This is a genomic window from Bradyrhizobium sp. 4 (genome assembly GCF_023100905.1).
In the GTDB taxonomy this organism is placed as follows: domain Bacteria; phylum Pseudomonadota; class Alphaproteobacteria; order Rhizobiales; family Xanthobacteraceae; genus Bradyrhizobium.
The window spans coordinates 3,395,849-3,409,755 of record NZ_CP064686.1; the positions used below are offsets into that span (position 1 = coordinate 3,395,849).

At 63.9% G+C, this 13,907-nt stretch carries 17 protein-coding genes; 11 read left to right on the forward strand and 6 right to left on the reverse strand.

Translation table 11 applies throughout. The features are described 5' to 3' along the window. The first annotated feature begins 9 nt into the window (after nt 1–9). The 5 genes from IVB45_RS15520 to IVB45_RS15540 all read left to right on the forward strand — a co-directional run bounded on the left by IVB45_RS15520 (nt 10) and on the right by IVB45_RS15540 (nt 4,633). Nucleotides 10–906: an MBL fold metallo-hydrolase gene (locus IVB45_RS15520; RefSeq protein WP_247360528.1), complete on the forward strand. Its 897-nt coding sequence runs from the start codon at nt 10–12 to the stop codon at nt 904–906. 1 nt (nt 907) lies between these two features. Continuing rightward, complete coding sequence (locus IVB45_RS15525; RefSeq protein WP_247360529.1) at nt 908–1,312, forward strand: nuclear transport factor 2 family protein; 405 nt, start codon at nt 908–910, stop codon at nt 1,310–1,312. Nucleotides 1,313–1,454: 142 nt separating this feature from the next. Then, on the forward strand, nt 1,455–2,336 hold the full coding sequence (locus IVB45_RS15530) for an AraC family transcriptional regulator (protein WP_247360530.1): 882 nt from the start codon (nt 1,455–1,457) through the stop codon (nt 2,334–2,336). A 167-nt stretch (nt 2,337–2,503) separates the two neighbouring features. Next, a complete protein-coding gene (locus IVB45_RS15535) occupies nt 2,504–3,262 on the forward strand; it encodes an SDR family oxidoreductase (RefSeq protein WP_247360531.1) in 759 nt (252 codons plus the stop codon). A gap of 111 nt (nt 3,263–3,373) precedes the next feature. Beyond that, entirely contained in the window at nt 3,374–4,633 is a 1,260-nt protein-coding gene (locus tag IVB45_RS15540; protein ID WP_247360533.1) for a serine hydrolase, read from the forward strand. 7 nt (nt 4,634–4,640) lie between these two features. On the opposite strand, the gene IVB45_RS15545 is transcribed toward IVB45_RS15540, so the two are convergent. Next, nucleotides 4,641–6,188: a carboxylesterase family protein gene (locus IVB45_RS15545; RefSeq protein ID WP_247360534.1), complete on the reverse strand. Its 1,548-nt coding sequence runs from the start codon at nt 6,186–6,188 to the stop codon at nt 4,641–4,643. 125 nt (nt 6,189–6,313) lie between these two features. On the opposite strand from IVB45_RS15545, the gene IVB45_RS15550 reads away from it, so the two are divergent. From IVB45_RS15550 to IVB45_RS15560, 3 genes are read left to right on the forward strand one after another with little or no spacing between them, the layout of a single operon-like run. Continuing rightward, entirely contained in the window at nt 6,314–7,111 is a 798-nt protein-coding gene (locus IVB45_RS15550; protein ID WP_247360535.1) for a helix-turn-helix transcriptional regulator, read from the forward strand. Nucleotides 7,112–7,168: 57 nt separating this feature from the next. Next, nucleotides 7,169–7,831: an SRPBCC family protein gene (locus IVB45_RS15555; protein WP_247360536.1), complete on the forward strand. Its 663-nt coding sequence runs from the start codon at nt 7,169–7,171 to the stop codon at nt 7,829–7,831. Then, entirely contained in the window at nt 7,831–8,193 is a 363-nt protein-coding gene (locus IVB45_RS15560; protein ID WP_247360537.1) for a metalloregulator ArsR/SmtB family transcription factor, read from the forward strand. The genes IVB45_RS15555 and IVB45_RS15560 overlap by 1 nt, the downstream gene beginning before the upstream one ends. Nucleotides 8,194–8,231: 38 nt before the next feature. Here the strand turns inward: IVB45_RS15560 and IVB45_RS15565 are convergent, their stop codons facing one another. The 3 genes from IVB45_RS15565 to IVB45_RS15575 form a co-directional block, all read right to left on the reverse strand. Beyond that, nucleotides 8,232–8,636 carry an MAPEG family protein gene (locus IVB45_RS15565; protein WP_247360538.1) on the reverse strand — a complete coding sequence of 135 codons (405 nt, stop codon included), beginning with the start codon at nt 8,634–8,636 and terminating at the stop codon, nt 8,232–8,234. A gap of 25 nt (nt 8,637–8,661) precedes the next feature. Next, on the reverse strand, nt 8,662–9,075 hold the full coding sequence (locus tag IVB45_RS15570; RefSeq protein ID WP_247360539.1) for a GFA family protein: 414 nt from the start codon (nt 9,073–9,075) through the stop codon (nt 8,662–8,664). A gap of 110 nt (nt 9,076–9,185) precedes the next feature. After that, nucleotides 9,186–9,683, reverse strand: coding sequence for a peptide deformylase (locus IVB45_RS15575; RefSeq protein WP_247360540.1), 498 nt, complete (start codon nt 9,681–9,683; stop codon nt 9,186–9,188). A 76-nt stretch (nt 9,684–9,759) separates the two neighbouring features. On the opposite strand from IVB45_RS15575, the gene IVB45_RS15580 reads away from it, so the two are divergent. The 3 genes from IVB45_RS15580 to IVB45_RS15590 all read left to right on the forward strand — a co-directional run bounded on the left by IVB45_RS15580 (nt 9,760) and on the right by IVB45_RS15590 (nt 12,521). Further along, nucleotides 9,760–10,344: a TetR/AcrR family transcriptional regulator gene (locus IVB45_RS15580; protein ID WP_247360541.1), complete on the forward strand. Its 585-nt coding sequence runs from the start codon at nt 9,760–9,762 to the stop codon at nt 10,342–10,344. Nucleotides 10,345–10,447: 103 nt separating this feature from the next. Beyond that, the gene (locus IVB45_RS15585) at nt 10,448–11,026 is read left to right on the forward strand and encodes a DUF308 domain-containing protein (protein ID WP_247360543.1); all 579 of its coding nucleotides are present in this window, start codon (nt 10,448–10,450) and stop codon (nt 11,024–11,026) included. Nucleotides 11,027–11,300: 274 nt separating this feature from the next. Further along, nucleotides 11,301–12,521 carry an MFS transporter gene (locus IVB45_RS15590; protein ID WP_247360544.1) on the forward strand — a complete coding sequence of 407 codons (1,221 nt, stop codon included), beginning with the start codon at nt 11,301–11,303 and terminating at the stop codon, nt 12,519–12,521. 22 nt (nt 12,522–12,543) lie between these two features. Here the strand turns inward: IVB45_RS15590 and IVB45_RS15595 are convergent, their stop codons facing one another. Both IVB45_RS15595 and IVB45_RS15600 read right to left on the reverse strand, forming a co-directional pair. After that, nucleotides 12,544–12,930, reverse strand: coding sequence for an ester cyclase (locus tag IVB45_RS15595; protein WP_247360545.1), 387 nt, complete (start codon nt 12,928–12,930; stop codon nt 12,544–12,546). A 56-nt stretch (nt 12,931–12,986) separates the two neighbouring features. Next, nucleotides 12,987–13,859 carry a bifunctional helix-turn-helix transcriptional regulator/GNAT family N-acetyltransferase gene (locus tag IVB45_RS15600; RefSeq protein WP_247360546.1) on the reverse strand — a complete coding sequence of 291 codons (873 nt, stop codon included), beginning with the start codon at nt 13,857–13,859 and terminating at the stop codon, nt 12,987–12,989. Nucleotides 13,860–13,907: the final 48 nt, after the last annotated feature.

Genomic DNA, 13,907 nt, shown 5'->3' on the forward strand with positions numbered 1-13,907 from the left:
GAGACCAACATGCTGACAAGGAGAACCATCATGAAAACCACTCTCGCCGCGGGCGCCGCAGCAGTCTTCGCACCCGCAGGCGTCGGCCATGCCGCCGGCGGACTCACCTGGAAGCATTTTCCAGCCGGACAGAACGGCTTCTTCCGGGCTCCCGTTCTGGTGTCCGGGCCGAGCGAAGCCGTGCTGATCGATGGCGGCTTCACATTGTCCGATGGCAAGGCTGTCGCTGACGCCATCAAGGCCACCGGCAAGAAGCTCACCACCATCTATATCAGCCAGTCGGACCCGGATTATTATTTCAGCCTCGGCGCCATCAAGGCGGCGTTCCCGGAGGCCCGCGTGCTCGCGACGCCCGCAACATTGGCGGCCATTAACGCCAGCGTCGAAAAGAAGCTTGCCGTCTGGGGGCCGCAGCTCAAGGCGAACGGCCCGCAGGTGCTCGCCGATGTGGTCATCCCCGAAGCGTTCGACGGCAAGACGCTCAGCGTGGACGGCGAGACCATCGAGATCGTCAGCGCGGATGGCCTGGCCAACCGGCGCTACCTGTTCGTGCCCTCGCTCAACGCGGTGTTCGGCGGCGTGCTGATCTTCTCCGGCGTCCATGTCTGGACCGCCGACACGCCGACCCGAGAGCAGCGCGCCGCCTGGATCGCCAATCTCGAAAAGATCGCGGCGCGCAAGCCGGCGGTCGTCGTCCCCGGCCATCTGTCGGTGGATGGGAAGACCGACCTATCCGGTGTCGAGCACACCATCGCCTACCTCAAGGCGTTCGACGAAGAGCTGGCCAAGGTCAAGGAGTCCGCGGCGCTCAAGGCGGCGATGGAAGCGCGCTTCCCCGGCCTCGGCATGGGCGTTGCACTCGACATCGGCGCCAAGGTCGCCACCGGCGAGATGAAATGGGGTTGAGATGGGGGCGAACCTCGACCTGATCCGCGCCACCTACGAGGGATCGTCGTCGGAAGAGAACGGCCGCAATCTCTTGGCCGCTCTCGCTCCCGATGCCGCATGGACCGAAGCGGAAGGATTTCCGTACGCGGGCACCTATGTCGGACCCGACGCGATCATCTCAGGTGTGTTCCGGCGTCTCACCACTGAATGGACCGGCTACCGCGCCGATGTTCACACCTATCTCGAAGACGGCGACCGCGTCGCCGCCTTCGGCGTCTACTCAGGCACCTACAAGGCGACGGGCACATCCATGCGCGCGACGTTCGCGCATCTCTATCTGCTGAAGGACGGCAAGATCGCCAGCATGACCCAATATGTCGACACCGCGATGGTGCAGAAGGCGTTGGAGCCTGCTGGCCAGTAACGGCCGGCAGATGTTGGAATATACGAGAGAGGGCGCCCATCACGCTCAAAATAGGATCGACGGGATGCCTGCCAAACCGCAAGATCGGTCGAGCGTGTCATGGCCGTCAGCGACTAGATGGAGCCGCCACGGAGGAGGGACGATGAAGGCGGCGCTGCAAAACTATCAGGACCGGATGCGACGGGTGCTTGATCATATCGACCGGCATCTCGACGATGATCTGGATCTGGACACGGTGAGTGCTGTTGCGGCTTTCTCAAAATTTCATTTCCACCGGCAGTTCTCGGCAACCTTCGGATTATCAGTGCATCGCTATGTCCAGCTGGCCCGCATGAAGCGCGCTTCGCATCAGCTGGCCTTTATGGACGCCCTTGATGTCACGGAGATTGCGATGGATGCCGGTTACGATGCGCCTGACGCCTTCGCCCGCGCCTTTCGGCAACGGTTCGGACAATCGCCGTCGTCGTTCCGGAAGTCTCCCGACTGGGAGCCGTGGCTTGCGGCCTTCGGGCCTCTCGACAATGCGAGGAACAAGCTCATGCAGAAGACCTTTACCTTTGACGACGTGACGATCCGCGATGTGCAACCCACCAAGGTGGCGATCATGGAGCATCGCGGCGACCCGGCGACGCTTCCCGCCACGATCCAGCGCTTCATCGCGTGGCGCAAGGTGGCGAACCTGCACCCCAGGACAAGTCCGACCTTCACGGTCTGGCGCTCCGAGCGGCGTCCTGCCTCGCCGGCCGAGTACAGCACGGACCTCTGCGTCGGGACCGACCAGCCGATCGCGGCGAACGGCGAAGAGATCAAGGCCGGCGAGATCCCCGGCGGACGTTGCGCGGTGCTGCGCGTCGTCGGCTACACCGACAATCTCGAGCCGGCCGCGCTCTTCCTTTATCGCGACTGGCTTCCCGCCAGCGGCGAAGAAGCGCGCGACTTCCCGATCTATTGCCAGCGGCTGAGCTTGTTTCCCGAGGTGCCGGAGCACGAGACGGTCGCGGACGTTTTCTTGCCGCTGAAGTAGCGTCTGCTGACGGCGGCCTGTCACTCCGATCACGGAAACCGGCAGGCCGCCATTCGCGGATCAATACCGCCACGATGTGATCCCGCGTTCAACTCGGGAAACGGGTGGCAGCTCGCTGGTGCCTGATGTCTTGTTCGGCTCCTTTTCGACATCAGGAGAGTCTCGCGGTGGAACTGGCAAACAAGACGATCATCATAACCGGTGCCAGCAGCGGCATCGGTGCTGCCGCAGCATCATTGTTCGCGTCCGAAGGCGCCGATGTGGTGCTCGGGGCGCGTCGCGGCCCCGAGCTGCAGGCCGTTGTTGCAAGCATCAAGAGCGCCGGAGGGCGCGCGACGTTTCTCGCCGGCGATGTTCGGGACACCGGCTATGCAGCCCGCCTTGTCGAGCACGCCGTCAAGACTTTCGGAAAGCTCGACGGCGCCTTCAACAATGCCGGCATTGTCGGCGACATGACGCCAGTCCCCGAGATGAGCGTCGAAAACTGGACCGATGTGCTTGCGGTGAATCTCACCTCGGCGTTCCTCAGCGCAAAGGCGCAGATCCCGGCGCTGCGCAAGCAGGGCGGCGGTTCGATCGTTTTTACCTCGTCCTTCGTTGGCTTCAGCAACGGGGGCCTGCCGGGAATGGCGGCGTACGCAGCCTCAAAGGCAGGACTGATCGGCCTGGCTCAATCACTGGGCGCCGAGCATGCGGCCGAAGGCATTCGGGTCAACGCGCTCCTGCCTGGAGGGACCATCACCCCGGCGGCAGGCGAGGGAAATCCCGACGCCTTGAATTTCATCGCCGGGCTTCACCCGATGAAGCGGATGGCCAGTTCCAAGGAGATCGCGCAAGCGGCGGTTTTTCTCCTGAGCGACCGGGCATCGTTCATGACCGGCAGTCCCATGACGGTGGATGGCGGCATGTCGGTGCGCCTGACCTGACGACGAACCCGCCAAGCGCGCGGCGACGGTCACCTCGGCGCAAACATTGGATGTTCGCCACGTATCTCCATGATACGAGACCCCGTCGTTCGCTTCCGGAGCCCAATGCCCATGTCCGCCGCCACCGCCGCGAGTCAGCCGTCCGCAACCGCCGCCGAAACCGATTCCGAGACACTCGGCTGGATGAAGGGCTTCCCGCCACCGGAAAACCGCACCATCTCCTTCCAGAACGGCTCGTTTCGCAGCTTCCCCGAGCTGCGCTGGGCATGGAGCAACATTCGCCAGCTGGTGCCGACCGTGAACGTCTGGCGCGGGGCGGAGCCTGCATCGGTGCTGCCGCGCCAAGACCATGACATCGGCGCCTCCGCGTCGACCACGATGGACGGCCGGCCCATGACGTTCGCGAGGATGCTCGAGGAGACCTACACCGACGGCATCGCCGTGCTGCATCGGGGCAGGCTGATCTATGAGCGCTATTTCGGCGCGTTGAAGCCGCACAAGCCGCATATCGCGATGTCGGTGACGAAATCGTTCACGGGCGTGCTCGCCGGCATTCTGGTCGCCGAGGGCAAGATCGATCCGCAGGCGCCTGTCACGGAGTATGTGCCGGAGCTGAAGGCCAGCGCCTTCGGCGATGCGCGCGTGCACGAGGTCATGGATATGACCACCGGGCTCGAATACACGGAGGTCTATACCGACAAGAACTCTCACGTCTGGGGCCTCCGGCGGGCGAACGGCATGGCACCGATTCCGCCGGATTACGACGGCCCGACCACCATCTTCGAATTTCTGATGGCGCAGAAGAAGCAGGGCGAGCACGGCAAGGCCTTCGCCTACAAGACCGTCAACACCGACGTGCTCGCCTGGATCATCCGGCGCGTCAGCGGCATGAACTTGTCCGATCTGCTCTCCGAGCGCATCTGGCAGCCGATCGGCGCCGAGGAGGACGCGCATTACCACGTCGATCGCATCGGCACCGAAAGCGGCGGTGGGGGCCTCTCCACCACCTTGCGCGATCTCGCCCGCTTCGGCGAGACCATGCGCAATCACGGCCGCTTCAACGGCCGGCAGATCGTGCCTTCATCTGTTGTCGAAGACATCGCGCGCGGCGGCGATCCCGAGAAATTCAAGCCCGCCGGTTACACCACGCTACCCGGTGCCTCCTATCGCAATCAATGGTGGGTCACGCACAATGCCCACGGCGCCTATATGGCGCGCGGCGTTCACGGGCAGGGCATCTATATCGATCCCAAGGCCGAGATGGTGATCGCGCGCTACGCCTCGCACCCCGCAGCGGGCAACGCCGCCAACGATCCCGTGACGCTGCCGGCCTACATGGCGCTGGCGAAGGAGCTCATGGCGGGCGGGTGAGGTACGCCTACGGCAGCTCCCGCCAGCGCATCGGCAAAATGCCGTCCTGCCTGAAACTGGCGAGGAAGCGGAAGCGGGCGGCTTGCGGATTGGGACGGGCTTCGATCGTTGTGCCCAGGATCTGCACGACGTCCGTCTCGTCATAGGCCGGCCAGGGTGGCAGGCCCGATCCGTTGGGATCGCCATGCGCCGCGAAATTCACCCAATAGGCCATCATGGTCCGCGCCAGGGCGCGGTCCTCTTCGGCCGCCGGTGCCGAGCTGCCGATCACCTGTTGCGGTGTGAGTGTGCCGAACACGAACGGAATTTCGGTGACGTGCGAGGCGATCGGCGTGTAGCGCGAGGTATAGCTGAAGTGATAGCCGTAGACCGGCGCGCGTCCCCCGCGCCAATGCAATCGCAGCCACTGCCAGCATTGCTCGCCAACTACATAGTCGCCGTTAAGCGCCGCCGCGGAAGTCCTGGCCTCCGCGTCGGTCGCCGCGGGGTAGACCTTCAGGAAATCGGCCAAGCGCTCCTTGCCGAACATCGCCTCGGCCGCGGAGACAAAGGCTTGCGCTGATTGATCGGGCAGTGACTGCGAACGGAAAGGAAATTCCTCGGCCGCATTCCAGCCCGCCAGTAGCGGGATGTGCATCTGTTCGCCGCGCAGGAAGCGCCGCGCGGGCACATCAGGCACAACATGACCATCGATGCTCGGCGAGAAGGCCGTCACGACCGGGCTGGTCCTGAAACTCCACGGCGCGGATGCATTCAACCGATCGGCCGGCATGCTGCGCAAAGCTGCGATCGACGCGTTGTGCTGTTGCCGGGCATAAGCCAGACCACGCGCGCGGGCTTCTTCAAAGCCCTGGAGTGGGCCGTGCTTGCCGTCCCAGAACGCACCGCTCTGCCCAATGGCCTTGTGAAACAGTCCGTGCGCGAGCGGCGAGGCCATCAGGATGCCGACGGCCATGGCGCCGGCGGATTCGCCGAACAGGGTGACGTTGTCGGGGTCGCCGCCAAAGCCGGCAATGTTGGCCTTGACCCAGCGCAGCGCCGCCAGTTGATCCTGCAGGCCGTAATTGCCCGAGGGCGCCTCCGTATCGAGATCGGGATGGGCGAGGAAGCCGAGGATGCCGAGGCGGTAGTTGAAGCTGACGACGACGACACCCTTCGCTGCTAGCCGGCCGCCATCGGTTGCCGGATTCGCCGAGGAGCCGAACTGAAAGCCGCCGCCGTGAATCCACACCATCACGGGCCGCTTCTCATCCGCGTGCTTCGCCGCGGTCCAGACATTGAGATAGAGGCAATCCTCGTCACGCGGTCCCGGCCGCTGGTCGTTTTCGAGCGCCGATAGACACCCCGCGCCGAACACAAGCGCATCGCGCACGCCATCCCAGGGCGCAGGCGGCTGCGGTGCGCACCAACGCAGAGGCCCGACCGGCGGTGCTGCGTAGGGAATGCCTTTGAACGCGATCACGCTTGCATCGCGCGGGCCGCCACGCACGGCCCCCGCTTGCGTGCGGACCACGCGTTGCAGCCCGGCTGCTGTCGTACTCGTGAAACCATGCATGGCCGTTTCTTTCGATCACGTGGGCGGCGCCCGGACGCCCCGGGCAGGTTCAGGCGGCACCCTATCGACATTCCTCTCCGCTCGATTTAGATGTTCCGCCAATCAATTTCTAAAAACCGGCAAGCATGCGGCAGCCGCTCCGTTTTCCATGGTCTGATCTCGACGTGGATGATGTTTCCGCGCCCGTCATCGCCGTGCGCGTCGACGTGATCGGGACCAAGGGCGAGGTACCCGATCACAGGCACCGCAAGGGGCAACTTGTCTTTGCGCTGGGCGGCGCCGTGACGTGCCGCGTTCCCACGGGTCTGTGGATGGTGCCGCCGCATTGCGCGGTGTGGATTCCCGGTGGCCTGCAGCACGGCAACCTCGCGACAGAAAATGCCCGGCTGTTCTTCGTCTACATCGAGCCTGATCTCGTGGACCTGCCGGATCGGTGCTGCACGCTTTCGATCTCCCCACTGCTGCGTGAAGTGATCGTCGAGTTGTCCGATCAGATCGCGGATGACGAGGCGAGGGTGGACCTTCTGGCGAGCGTCCTTCTGCGTGAGCTTCCCCGCATGCCGGTTCAGCGGCTCCATCTGCCGCTCTCGCCCGAGCCGCGCTTGAAGAAGATTGCCGCAGCGCTGGCGAAAAACCCTTCCGATCGCAAGACATTGGGCGAATGGGCCGATCGCGTCGCGCTGAGCGAGAGCAGCCTCGCGCGCCTCATTGTCCGGGAGACGGGCTTGAGCTTTGGGCGTTGGCGCCAGCAATTGCACCTGATCGTCGCCTTGCGGGAGCTGACGTCCGGCGCCAGCGTCCAGCAGGTATCCGCCGCTCTCGGCTACGACTCCGTCGCGGCCTTCATCACCATGTTCAAGAAGGCGCTCGGGAAACCGCCGGGCAAATATCTGAGCGGCATCTCCTCGGAATATAAGAGTTGACTTATATTAGTTTAGATCGATATTCATCCTTGCACGAAACGACAGGGAGCAAGCGCTATGGAGATCGACATCGTCAGGGTATTGGGGCTGGTTACGCGCTCGGTGAGGAATTTCGAGAAGGACGGGAAAGCGGCCGGTGCGGTGACGCTGACGCGACTATACGAGACCAGCGTCGACGATCTCTGGGACGCAGTGACCAGCCCACAACGCATTCCGCGCTGGTTCTTGCCGGTCGAGGGAGATCTCCGGCTCGGTGGAAAGTACCAGCTCAAGGGAAATGCCGGCGGGACCATCACGGCGTGTACGCCGCCGACCCATTTTGCAGCGACGTGGGAATTCGGCGGCGCGATGAGCTGGATCGATGTCAAGCTGACGGCAGAACGAAGCCAGGCGCGCTTGACGCTTGAGCACACCGCTATCATCGAGGATCATTGGAATCAGTTCGGTCCAGGGGCAGTCGGCATCGGCTGGGATCTCGCTATTGCGGGGCTGGAGCGATATGTTGCGACCGGGGCATCGGTCGACCATGAGACGGCCGAGGCATGGATGGGCTCTCCCGCGGGCAAGGAATTCATGACGAGCAGCGGCGAGTATTGGCGCGCGGCGCACGTCGCAAGCGGCGTGGATCCTGCCTCCGCCAAGCAGCGGTCGGACCGCACCATCGCTTTCTATCGCGGCGAGACGCCGCCCGACGTCGCGCATCCGGGCACAGGAAGCTGATGCAAATCTTCGATGTCCTTGCCGATCCCGTCCGCCGTCGCATCCTTGAGCTGCTTGCGCCCGGCGAGATGGCGTCAGGTGAGGTCGTCGAGGCGATCGGAGCGGAGTTCGGGATCACGCAGGCCGCCGTGTCGCAGCACCTCAAGGTGCTGCGCGAGAGCGGCTTCGCGACTGTTCGGGCGGAGGCGCAACGACGGCTCTATTCGGTCGACGTCGCGGGGCTCCAAGCGGTGGATGCGTGGATCGGTCAGTTCCGCAATTTCTGGGAGCCGAAGCTGGACGCCCTGGCGACGGAAATCGCACGCGGCAAACGCGAGTGTCGTAATGCTCCAATGAACAAGCGGAGCGGGAAGAGGGCGTGAAGGCATCGCGGCAAAGGCAAAGTCGCCAAGGCGCCGCTTCAGTGAGGCACGAAAGGCGCTGCCAAGACTGCAAGCATGCCAAAGCTGGCGACATTCCAGAACAGTGAGCGGACGAGCGGTACGCCGGATAGGTAAAGCGCGGTGTAGGCGATGCGTCCGCCAAGATAGGCGATCGATCCCCAATAGGTCAGCTCGTTGTGAGCGCCTGCGGCGTGAGAGATGAGGATCGCGGCGGCAAAGAATGGAAACGTCTCCATGTAGTTGCGGAAATTTCGGTTGAGCCGGCCGGGGATGGGCTTGAGCGGCGGCATCTCGGTGTCGCGCGGGCTCGCAGCCCATCTGAGGCCGTATTGCAGGTTCGCGGCTTGCGCGGTGGCGACAAGCTGTACGAAGCCCCAGACGATTGCGGCGGCCAGCATCGATAGCTCGAAGCTCATCGCCATTGGCTGTCTCCCAATCTGCAAAAAATCAGCGCGATCCCGGGTGCCATTCCGGGAGTTTGGGAATCTCGGGATCGAGGTGATCCCAGGCATATCCGCGCGAGCAGAACAGCACGACGGACGGTTTGAACGTGCTGGCATCGTCAAGCGTGCCGACATAGATGCCGATAAACTCCGGCTTCTCGTCCGGCTTGTTATAGATCGGCGAGCCGCAGTTCGGACAAAACCCCTTGCGCTTGACTGCGCCGCTGTCGGCAGTGCGCTCGATTTCGCGCACCTCGCCTGTCACCGAGACTGCGCTGCGCGCGAACACGAAGATGGAGCTGTGGCCGCTGCCGGTGTCGCGCTGACAGTCGCTGCACTGGCATTGGAAGCCGCGGATCGGCGCGGACGCGATGGTGTAACAAACCGCGCCGCAGGCGCAACGACCTGAATGAGTCATTCGTGTCCCTCCCGACGGGGCCGACCGTTCCAATCATATCAGGCTGGTTTGACTTCTCCATATCGAACAGGCGGCGCGACTTCACACAAGTCCGATCTTTGCCGGCCCGCTCACCCGCGCGACATCTTCTCGAACTTCTTCACCAGCCGCTCCCGCTTCAGCCGCGACAGCCGCTGGATCCAGAACATCCCGTCGAGCTGGTCGATCTCGTGCTGGTGGCAGACGGCGCGCAAGGAGTCCGACTCCTCGCTGTGCATGTTGCCGTCGAGATCCTGATAGCTGATCCGCACGCGGGCGTGGCGCTGCACCTCGTCGTTGACACCGGGCATCGAGACGCTGCCTTCGCGATGCAGGATCATCTCGGGTGAGGCCCACTCGATCTCCGGATTGACATAGGTCTGCGCACCCTCCCTAGCGTCGAGCTCGAGCACGACGACGCGCAAGGGCACGCCGATATGCGGCGCCGTGATGCCGATGCCGGGCGCGGCGCGCATGGTCTCGAGCAGATCATTTGCAAGCTCGCGGAGCGTTGCCTCGAATGCCGTGACGGGGCGGGCCGGCAACGTGAGGCGGCGGTCGGGATAGCGGACGATCGGGCGAATGGTCATGCAGGCTCCTAGCACTCACGGATGGTTGAAGCATCCCGTTCTTGACGCCCTACCAACTGGAAGGTAGCTAGGGACCATGACCAACGTTTCCTCGACAGCCGACGACATCCTGGCGTGCGCGCGCAGCTTGATCATCGCGGGCGGCTATAACGGCTTCAGCTACGCCGACGTGGCCGAGGTGGTCGGCATCCGCAAGCCGAGCATCCACCACCATTTCGCCAGTAAGGTCGATCTGGTCCGCACCCTCGTGTCGCGCTACCGCGCCGAAGCCGAGGCGGGACTGTCCGCGCTCGAGCGCAATGTCCCTGATCCGCGCGAGCAGCTCGAAAACTATGTCGCTTACTGGAAGGCGTGCATCAATGATGCGACGGCGCCGTTCTGCGTGTGCGCGCTGCTGGCCAGCGAGCTTCCGATCCTGCCGGAGGAGGTTGCGCTCGAAGTCCGTGCGCACTTCCGCTCCTTGGCTTCCTGGCTGACGGCCGTCATGGAGCGCGGCAAACGAAAAGGGCAACTCAAACTCTCCGGCACAGCCCGCGTCGAGGCCGAAGGATTCATGGCGACCATTCACGGCGCCATGCTGTCGGCGCGTGCCTATGGCGATCCAAAGATGTTCGGTGTGATTACCACCCCGCTGCTGGACCGGCTGTCCAACAAGCACTGAGAGACATCAGCGAGACGATGACGACAGCCAGCAAGTGGGCTGGTCGAAGACGGTTTCGTTGTGTGTAAGAAAACTACCAACTAGTCGGTATGGAGAGACTGCGATGGCGCGATATCAATTGGATCCGGTTCATACCGACCGCGAGCGATGGCTGAAGCAATACTACTTCGTGCGAGCGGCGTTCTCGGTGGCTTGGGTCGCTGCTGCGTTTGCCGCCGCGGCTTCTTCTCCAGTGATCGCCGGCGCCTTGCTCGTCCTCTATCCCGCATGGGACGCCGCAGCCAACTTCGCGGACGCTGTTCGCAGCGGCGGACTCGCTCAAAACCGCACGCAGGCTCTGAACGTTGTGGTCAGCCTGGCGACCACCGTCGCGGTGCTTGTGACCTTGCAGATGAGCATGAACCGGGTTCTCGGAATCTTCGGGGCATGGGCGATTGTGTCCGGACTGCTGCAGTTGGGGACGGCCATTCGCCGCTGGCGGAGTCTTGGCGCGCAATGGGCCATGGTGCTCAGCGGTGGCCAGTCGACTCTCGCAGGCGGCTTCTTCATCTTTCAGGCCATGATGCCCGCGGTTCCCTCGATCGCGAACGTCGCGGGCTATGCTGCAGTCGGTGCGCTCTACTTCCTGGTCTCGGCGGTCTGGCTCACAGTCGGCGAGTGGCGGCGTAGCGCGGCTGTTTGAAGGCCTGTTCGCGGGGGACGAATTAATAGCGGCGGGATGATGCCATGATGCAGGTGTTTTGCCCGACAAGTCAAACGGCAGGCCTTCCTTCGCACTGCAAAGAGCTGCGCTGTAAGTCCTTGATCCCAAAGCGCCCGGCTACTGTGCATGGGATTGTTTTCGCATTTTTTTGTTTGGCAGGTCACAAAAGCATGCCGCAAAAACTTGCGTCGGCCTGTCGGTCCACCATGTTCCCATTCGTCTTCCACTCAGACAGACCGGACGGGAGACCAAAATGAACGCTTCCTCCTATCGCTGGGTGATCGTCGCCGCGGGCGGCTTGCTCGGCTGCGTCGCCATCGGCGGCATGTTTTCGCTGCCGGTGTTCCTGCAGCCGATCGCAAAGGATACCGGCTGGTCCGTGACCGGCATCTCCAGCGCGATGACAATCGGCTTTCTGGCGATGGCCTGCACCAGCATGGTCTGGGGCACGCTGACGGACCGGTTTGGACCGCGGCCGGTGGTGCTGACTGGATCGTGCGTGCTAACCGTGAGCCTGTTCGCGGCGAGCCACGCCACCTCGCTATTGGCGTTTCAGTTCGTCTTCGGCCTTCTGGTCGGGGCGTCCTGTGCCGCGATCTTCGCGCCGATGATGGCGACCGTGACCGGCTGGTTCGACACCCATCGCAGCCTTGCGGTCTCGCTGGTGTCGGCCGGCATGGGCATGGCGCCGATGACGATGGCGCCGCTCGCGGCCTGGCTCGTCTCTGGCCATGACTGGCGCACCTCGATGCAGATCGTGGCGCTGGTGGTCGGCGCCATCATGATCCCGGTCTCGTTCCTGGTGCGCCGCCCGCCGGCGCTCGCGCACGCCGTGGCCGCGCCTGCGGGCGAGGGCGCCGTGCAAGGTGAAATGTCGATGGGAGAGGCGCTGCGCTCGCCGCAATTCCTGATCCTGCTCGCGACCAATTTCTTCTGTTGCGCCACCCATTCCGGCCCCATCATTCACACCGTCTCCTATGCCGTGAGCTGCGGCATCCCGCTGGTCGCGGCGGTGACGATCTACAGCATCGAGGGCTTTGCCGGCCTTGGCGGACGCATCGCCTTCGGCCTGATGGGGGACCGCTTCGGCGCCAAGCGCGTGCTCGTCTCGGGCCTGCTGTTGCAGGCGTTCGGCGCACTCGCCTATGTCTTCGCGCACCAGCTCGCGACGTTCTACGCGGTCGGGGCCGTCTTCGGCTTCATCTATGCCGGCACCATGCCGCTCTACGCGGTGCTGATCCGCGAAAATTTCCCGCTCAAGATGATGGGCACGGTGATCGGCGGCACCGCCATGGCCGGTAGTCTCGGCATGGCCACGGGCCCGCTCGCCGGCGGCCTGATCTACGATGCGTTCTCGAGCTACGCCTGGCTCTATATCGCCTCCTGGGCGATGGGCCTCGGCGCCTTCCTGATGGCGATGAATTTCAAGCCGTTCCCAAAGCCGCAAGCGGAGTTGGCGCCGGCAGCAGCGTAAGCAGGTTCGTCGAGGCGCAACGCTAGAGCTGCGCCTCGATCGCGGGCTTGTCGATGATGGACCACACGTGTCGTATTTTTCCGTCGCGAAATTGATAGAACACGTTTTCGCAGAAGGACACGCGCCTGCCGTTCACATCCAGCCCCAGAAACGTTCCAGCCGGCGTGCAATCGAACTTCAGCCGGGACGCGATGTGGGGCGGATCGCAGACCAGCAGCTCGATGTCGAAATGCAGATCCGGAATTGCGCGAAAATCCTGCTCCAGCATGGCACGATAGCCGGACAGTCCGAACGGTCGCGCATTGTGGGCGACGTCATCGTGGACGAACTGTCCGAGGGCGGGCCAATCCTGCCGGTTCAGGCAGGCGATGTAGTCGCGGTAGATGTCGGCGAGGTCGGACCTGGTCATGGCGTGCTCCTGCGGCTCCGGCCATAACGCGGCAGCGGGAGAAAAGGCGCCGGCGCTCACAGACGTTTTTCGAAGAACAGGTCCGGGTAGGGGTCGTCATTGAAGCGGGGGATCTCGCTCCAGCCGCCTCGTCGGTAGAGCTGGCCGGCCTCCGCCAGCGCGCTGTTGGTGTCGAGCCGCAGCAGCTTGATGCCGAGCCCGCGCGCGGCATTCTCGGTCGCGTCCATCAGGCGCCTGCCGAGCCGCAATCCGCGCGCCGCCGGTGCGACCCAGAGACGCTTGATCTCGGCATAGCCGTGATCCGTGCCCTTGAGCCCGACGCAGCCGATCGGCAGCGTGTCCGACATTGCGACGATGAATGTGCCGCGCGGGCGGCGCATATCCTTGGCGTCGGGATCGCGCGACAGCGAGACGTCGAACCCCTGCTTGAAGCGGCGGCCGAGCTCGCCATAATATTCGCCGAGGCAATAGCGCGCCTGTTCGCTCCGCGGGTCCATCTCCTCCAGCGTGACGCGCTCGCGCGTCAATGCGTAAGCAATCAAATCCATCGCTGCCAGCAGCGCTTCGCGTTGCGAATGCTGGGCGAGGAAGCCCTCGGCCTGCGTATTCGACAGCGCCTCATAGGCCGCGAACTCGCGCCGGCCCGCACGCGTCAACGTCGCCACGCGGCGGCGCGCGTCGTCCTCATGCGCAATGGTCTCGACCAGCCCTTCGTCCTCGAGGCTGCGGAGCAGGCGGCTCATCAGGCCGGAATCGAGGCCGAGATAGTCGCGAATCTCGGCCACGTCCGAACGTCCGTGCCCGATCGCGTTGAGCACGCGCGCCGCCCCCAGCGGTCGCCCGCGTCCCAGGAATGACGTGTCGAGCGCGCCGACGGCGGACGTGACGGCGCGATTGAAGCGGCGGACGCGTGAAACAGGGTCGAGCATGATGTCTGACTTTAGTCAGGCATATCATCGATGTCAATCAGCGCAGGC

Coding starts and splice junctions, on each gene's coding strand:
- IVB45_RS15520 (WP_247360528.1), top strand. CDS start 10: ATGCTGACAAGGAGAACCATCATGAAAACCACTCTCGCCGCGGGCGCC.
- IVB45_RS15525 (WP_247360529.1), top strand. CDS start 908: ATGGGGGCGAACCTCGACCTGATCCGCGCCACCTACGAGGGATCGTCG.
- IVB45_RS15530 (WP_247360530.1), top strand. CDS start 1,455: ATGAAGGCGGCGCTGCAAAACTATCAGGACCGGATGCGACGGGTGCTT.
- IVB45_RS15540 (WP_247360533.1), top strand. CDS start 3,374: ATGTCCGCCGCCACCGCCGCGAGTCAGCCGTCCGCAACCGCCGCCGAA.
- IVB45_RS15545 (WP_247360534.1), bottom strand. CDS start 6,188: ATGCATGGTTTCACGAGTACGACAGCAGCCGGGCTGCAACGCGTGGTC.
- IVB45_RS15550 (WP_247360535.1), top strand. CDS start 6,314: ATGCGGCAGCCGCTCCGTTTTCCATGGTCTGATCTCGACGTGGATGAT.
- IVB45_RS15555 (WP_247360536.1), top strand. CDS start 7,169: ATGGAGATCGACATCGTCAGGGTATTGGGGCTGGTTACGCGCTCGGTG.
- IVB45_RS15560 (WP_247360537.1), top strand. CDS start 7,831: ATGCAAATCTTCGATGTCCTTGCCGATCCCGTCCGCCGTCGCATCCTT.
- IVB45_RS15565 (WP_247360538.1), bottom strand. CDS start 8,636: ATGGCGATGAGCTTCGAGCTATCGATGCTGGCCGCCGCAATCGTCTGG.
- IVB45_RS15570 (WP_247360539.1), bottom strand. CDS start 9,075: ATGACTCATTCAGGTCGTTGCGCCTGCGGCGCGGTTTGTTACACCATC.
- IVB45_RS15575 (WP_247360540.1), bottom strand. CDS start 9,683: ATGACCATTCGCCCGATCGTCCGCTATCCCGACCGCCGCCTCACGTTG.
- IVB45_RS15580 (WP_247360541.1), top strand. CDS start 9,760: ATGACCAACGTTTCCTCGACAGCCGACGACATCCTGGCGTGCGCGCGC.
- IVB45_RS15585 (WP_247360543.1), top strand. CDS start 10,448: ATGGCGCGATATCAATTGGATCCGGTTCATACCGACCGCGAGCGATGG.
- IVB45_RS15590 (WP_247360544.1), top strand. CDS start 11,301: ATGAACGCTTCCTCCTATCGCTGGGTGATCGTCGCCGCGGGCGGCTTG.
- IVB45_RS15595 (WP_247360545.1), bottom strand. CDS start 12,930: ATGACCAGGTCCGACCTCGCCGACATCTACCGCGACTACATCGCCTGC.
- IVB45_RS15600 (WP_247360546.1), bottom strand. CDS start 13,859: ATGCTCGACCCTGTTTCACGCGTCCGCCGCTTCAATCGCGCCGTCACG.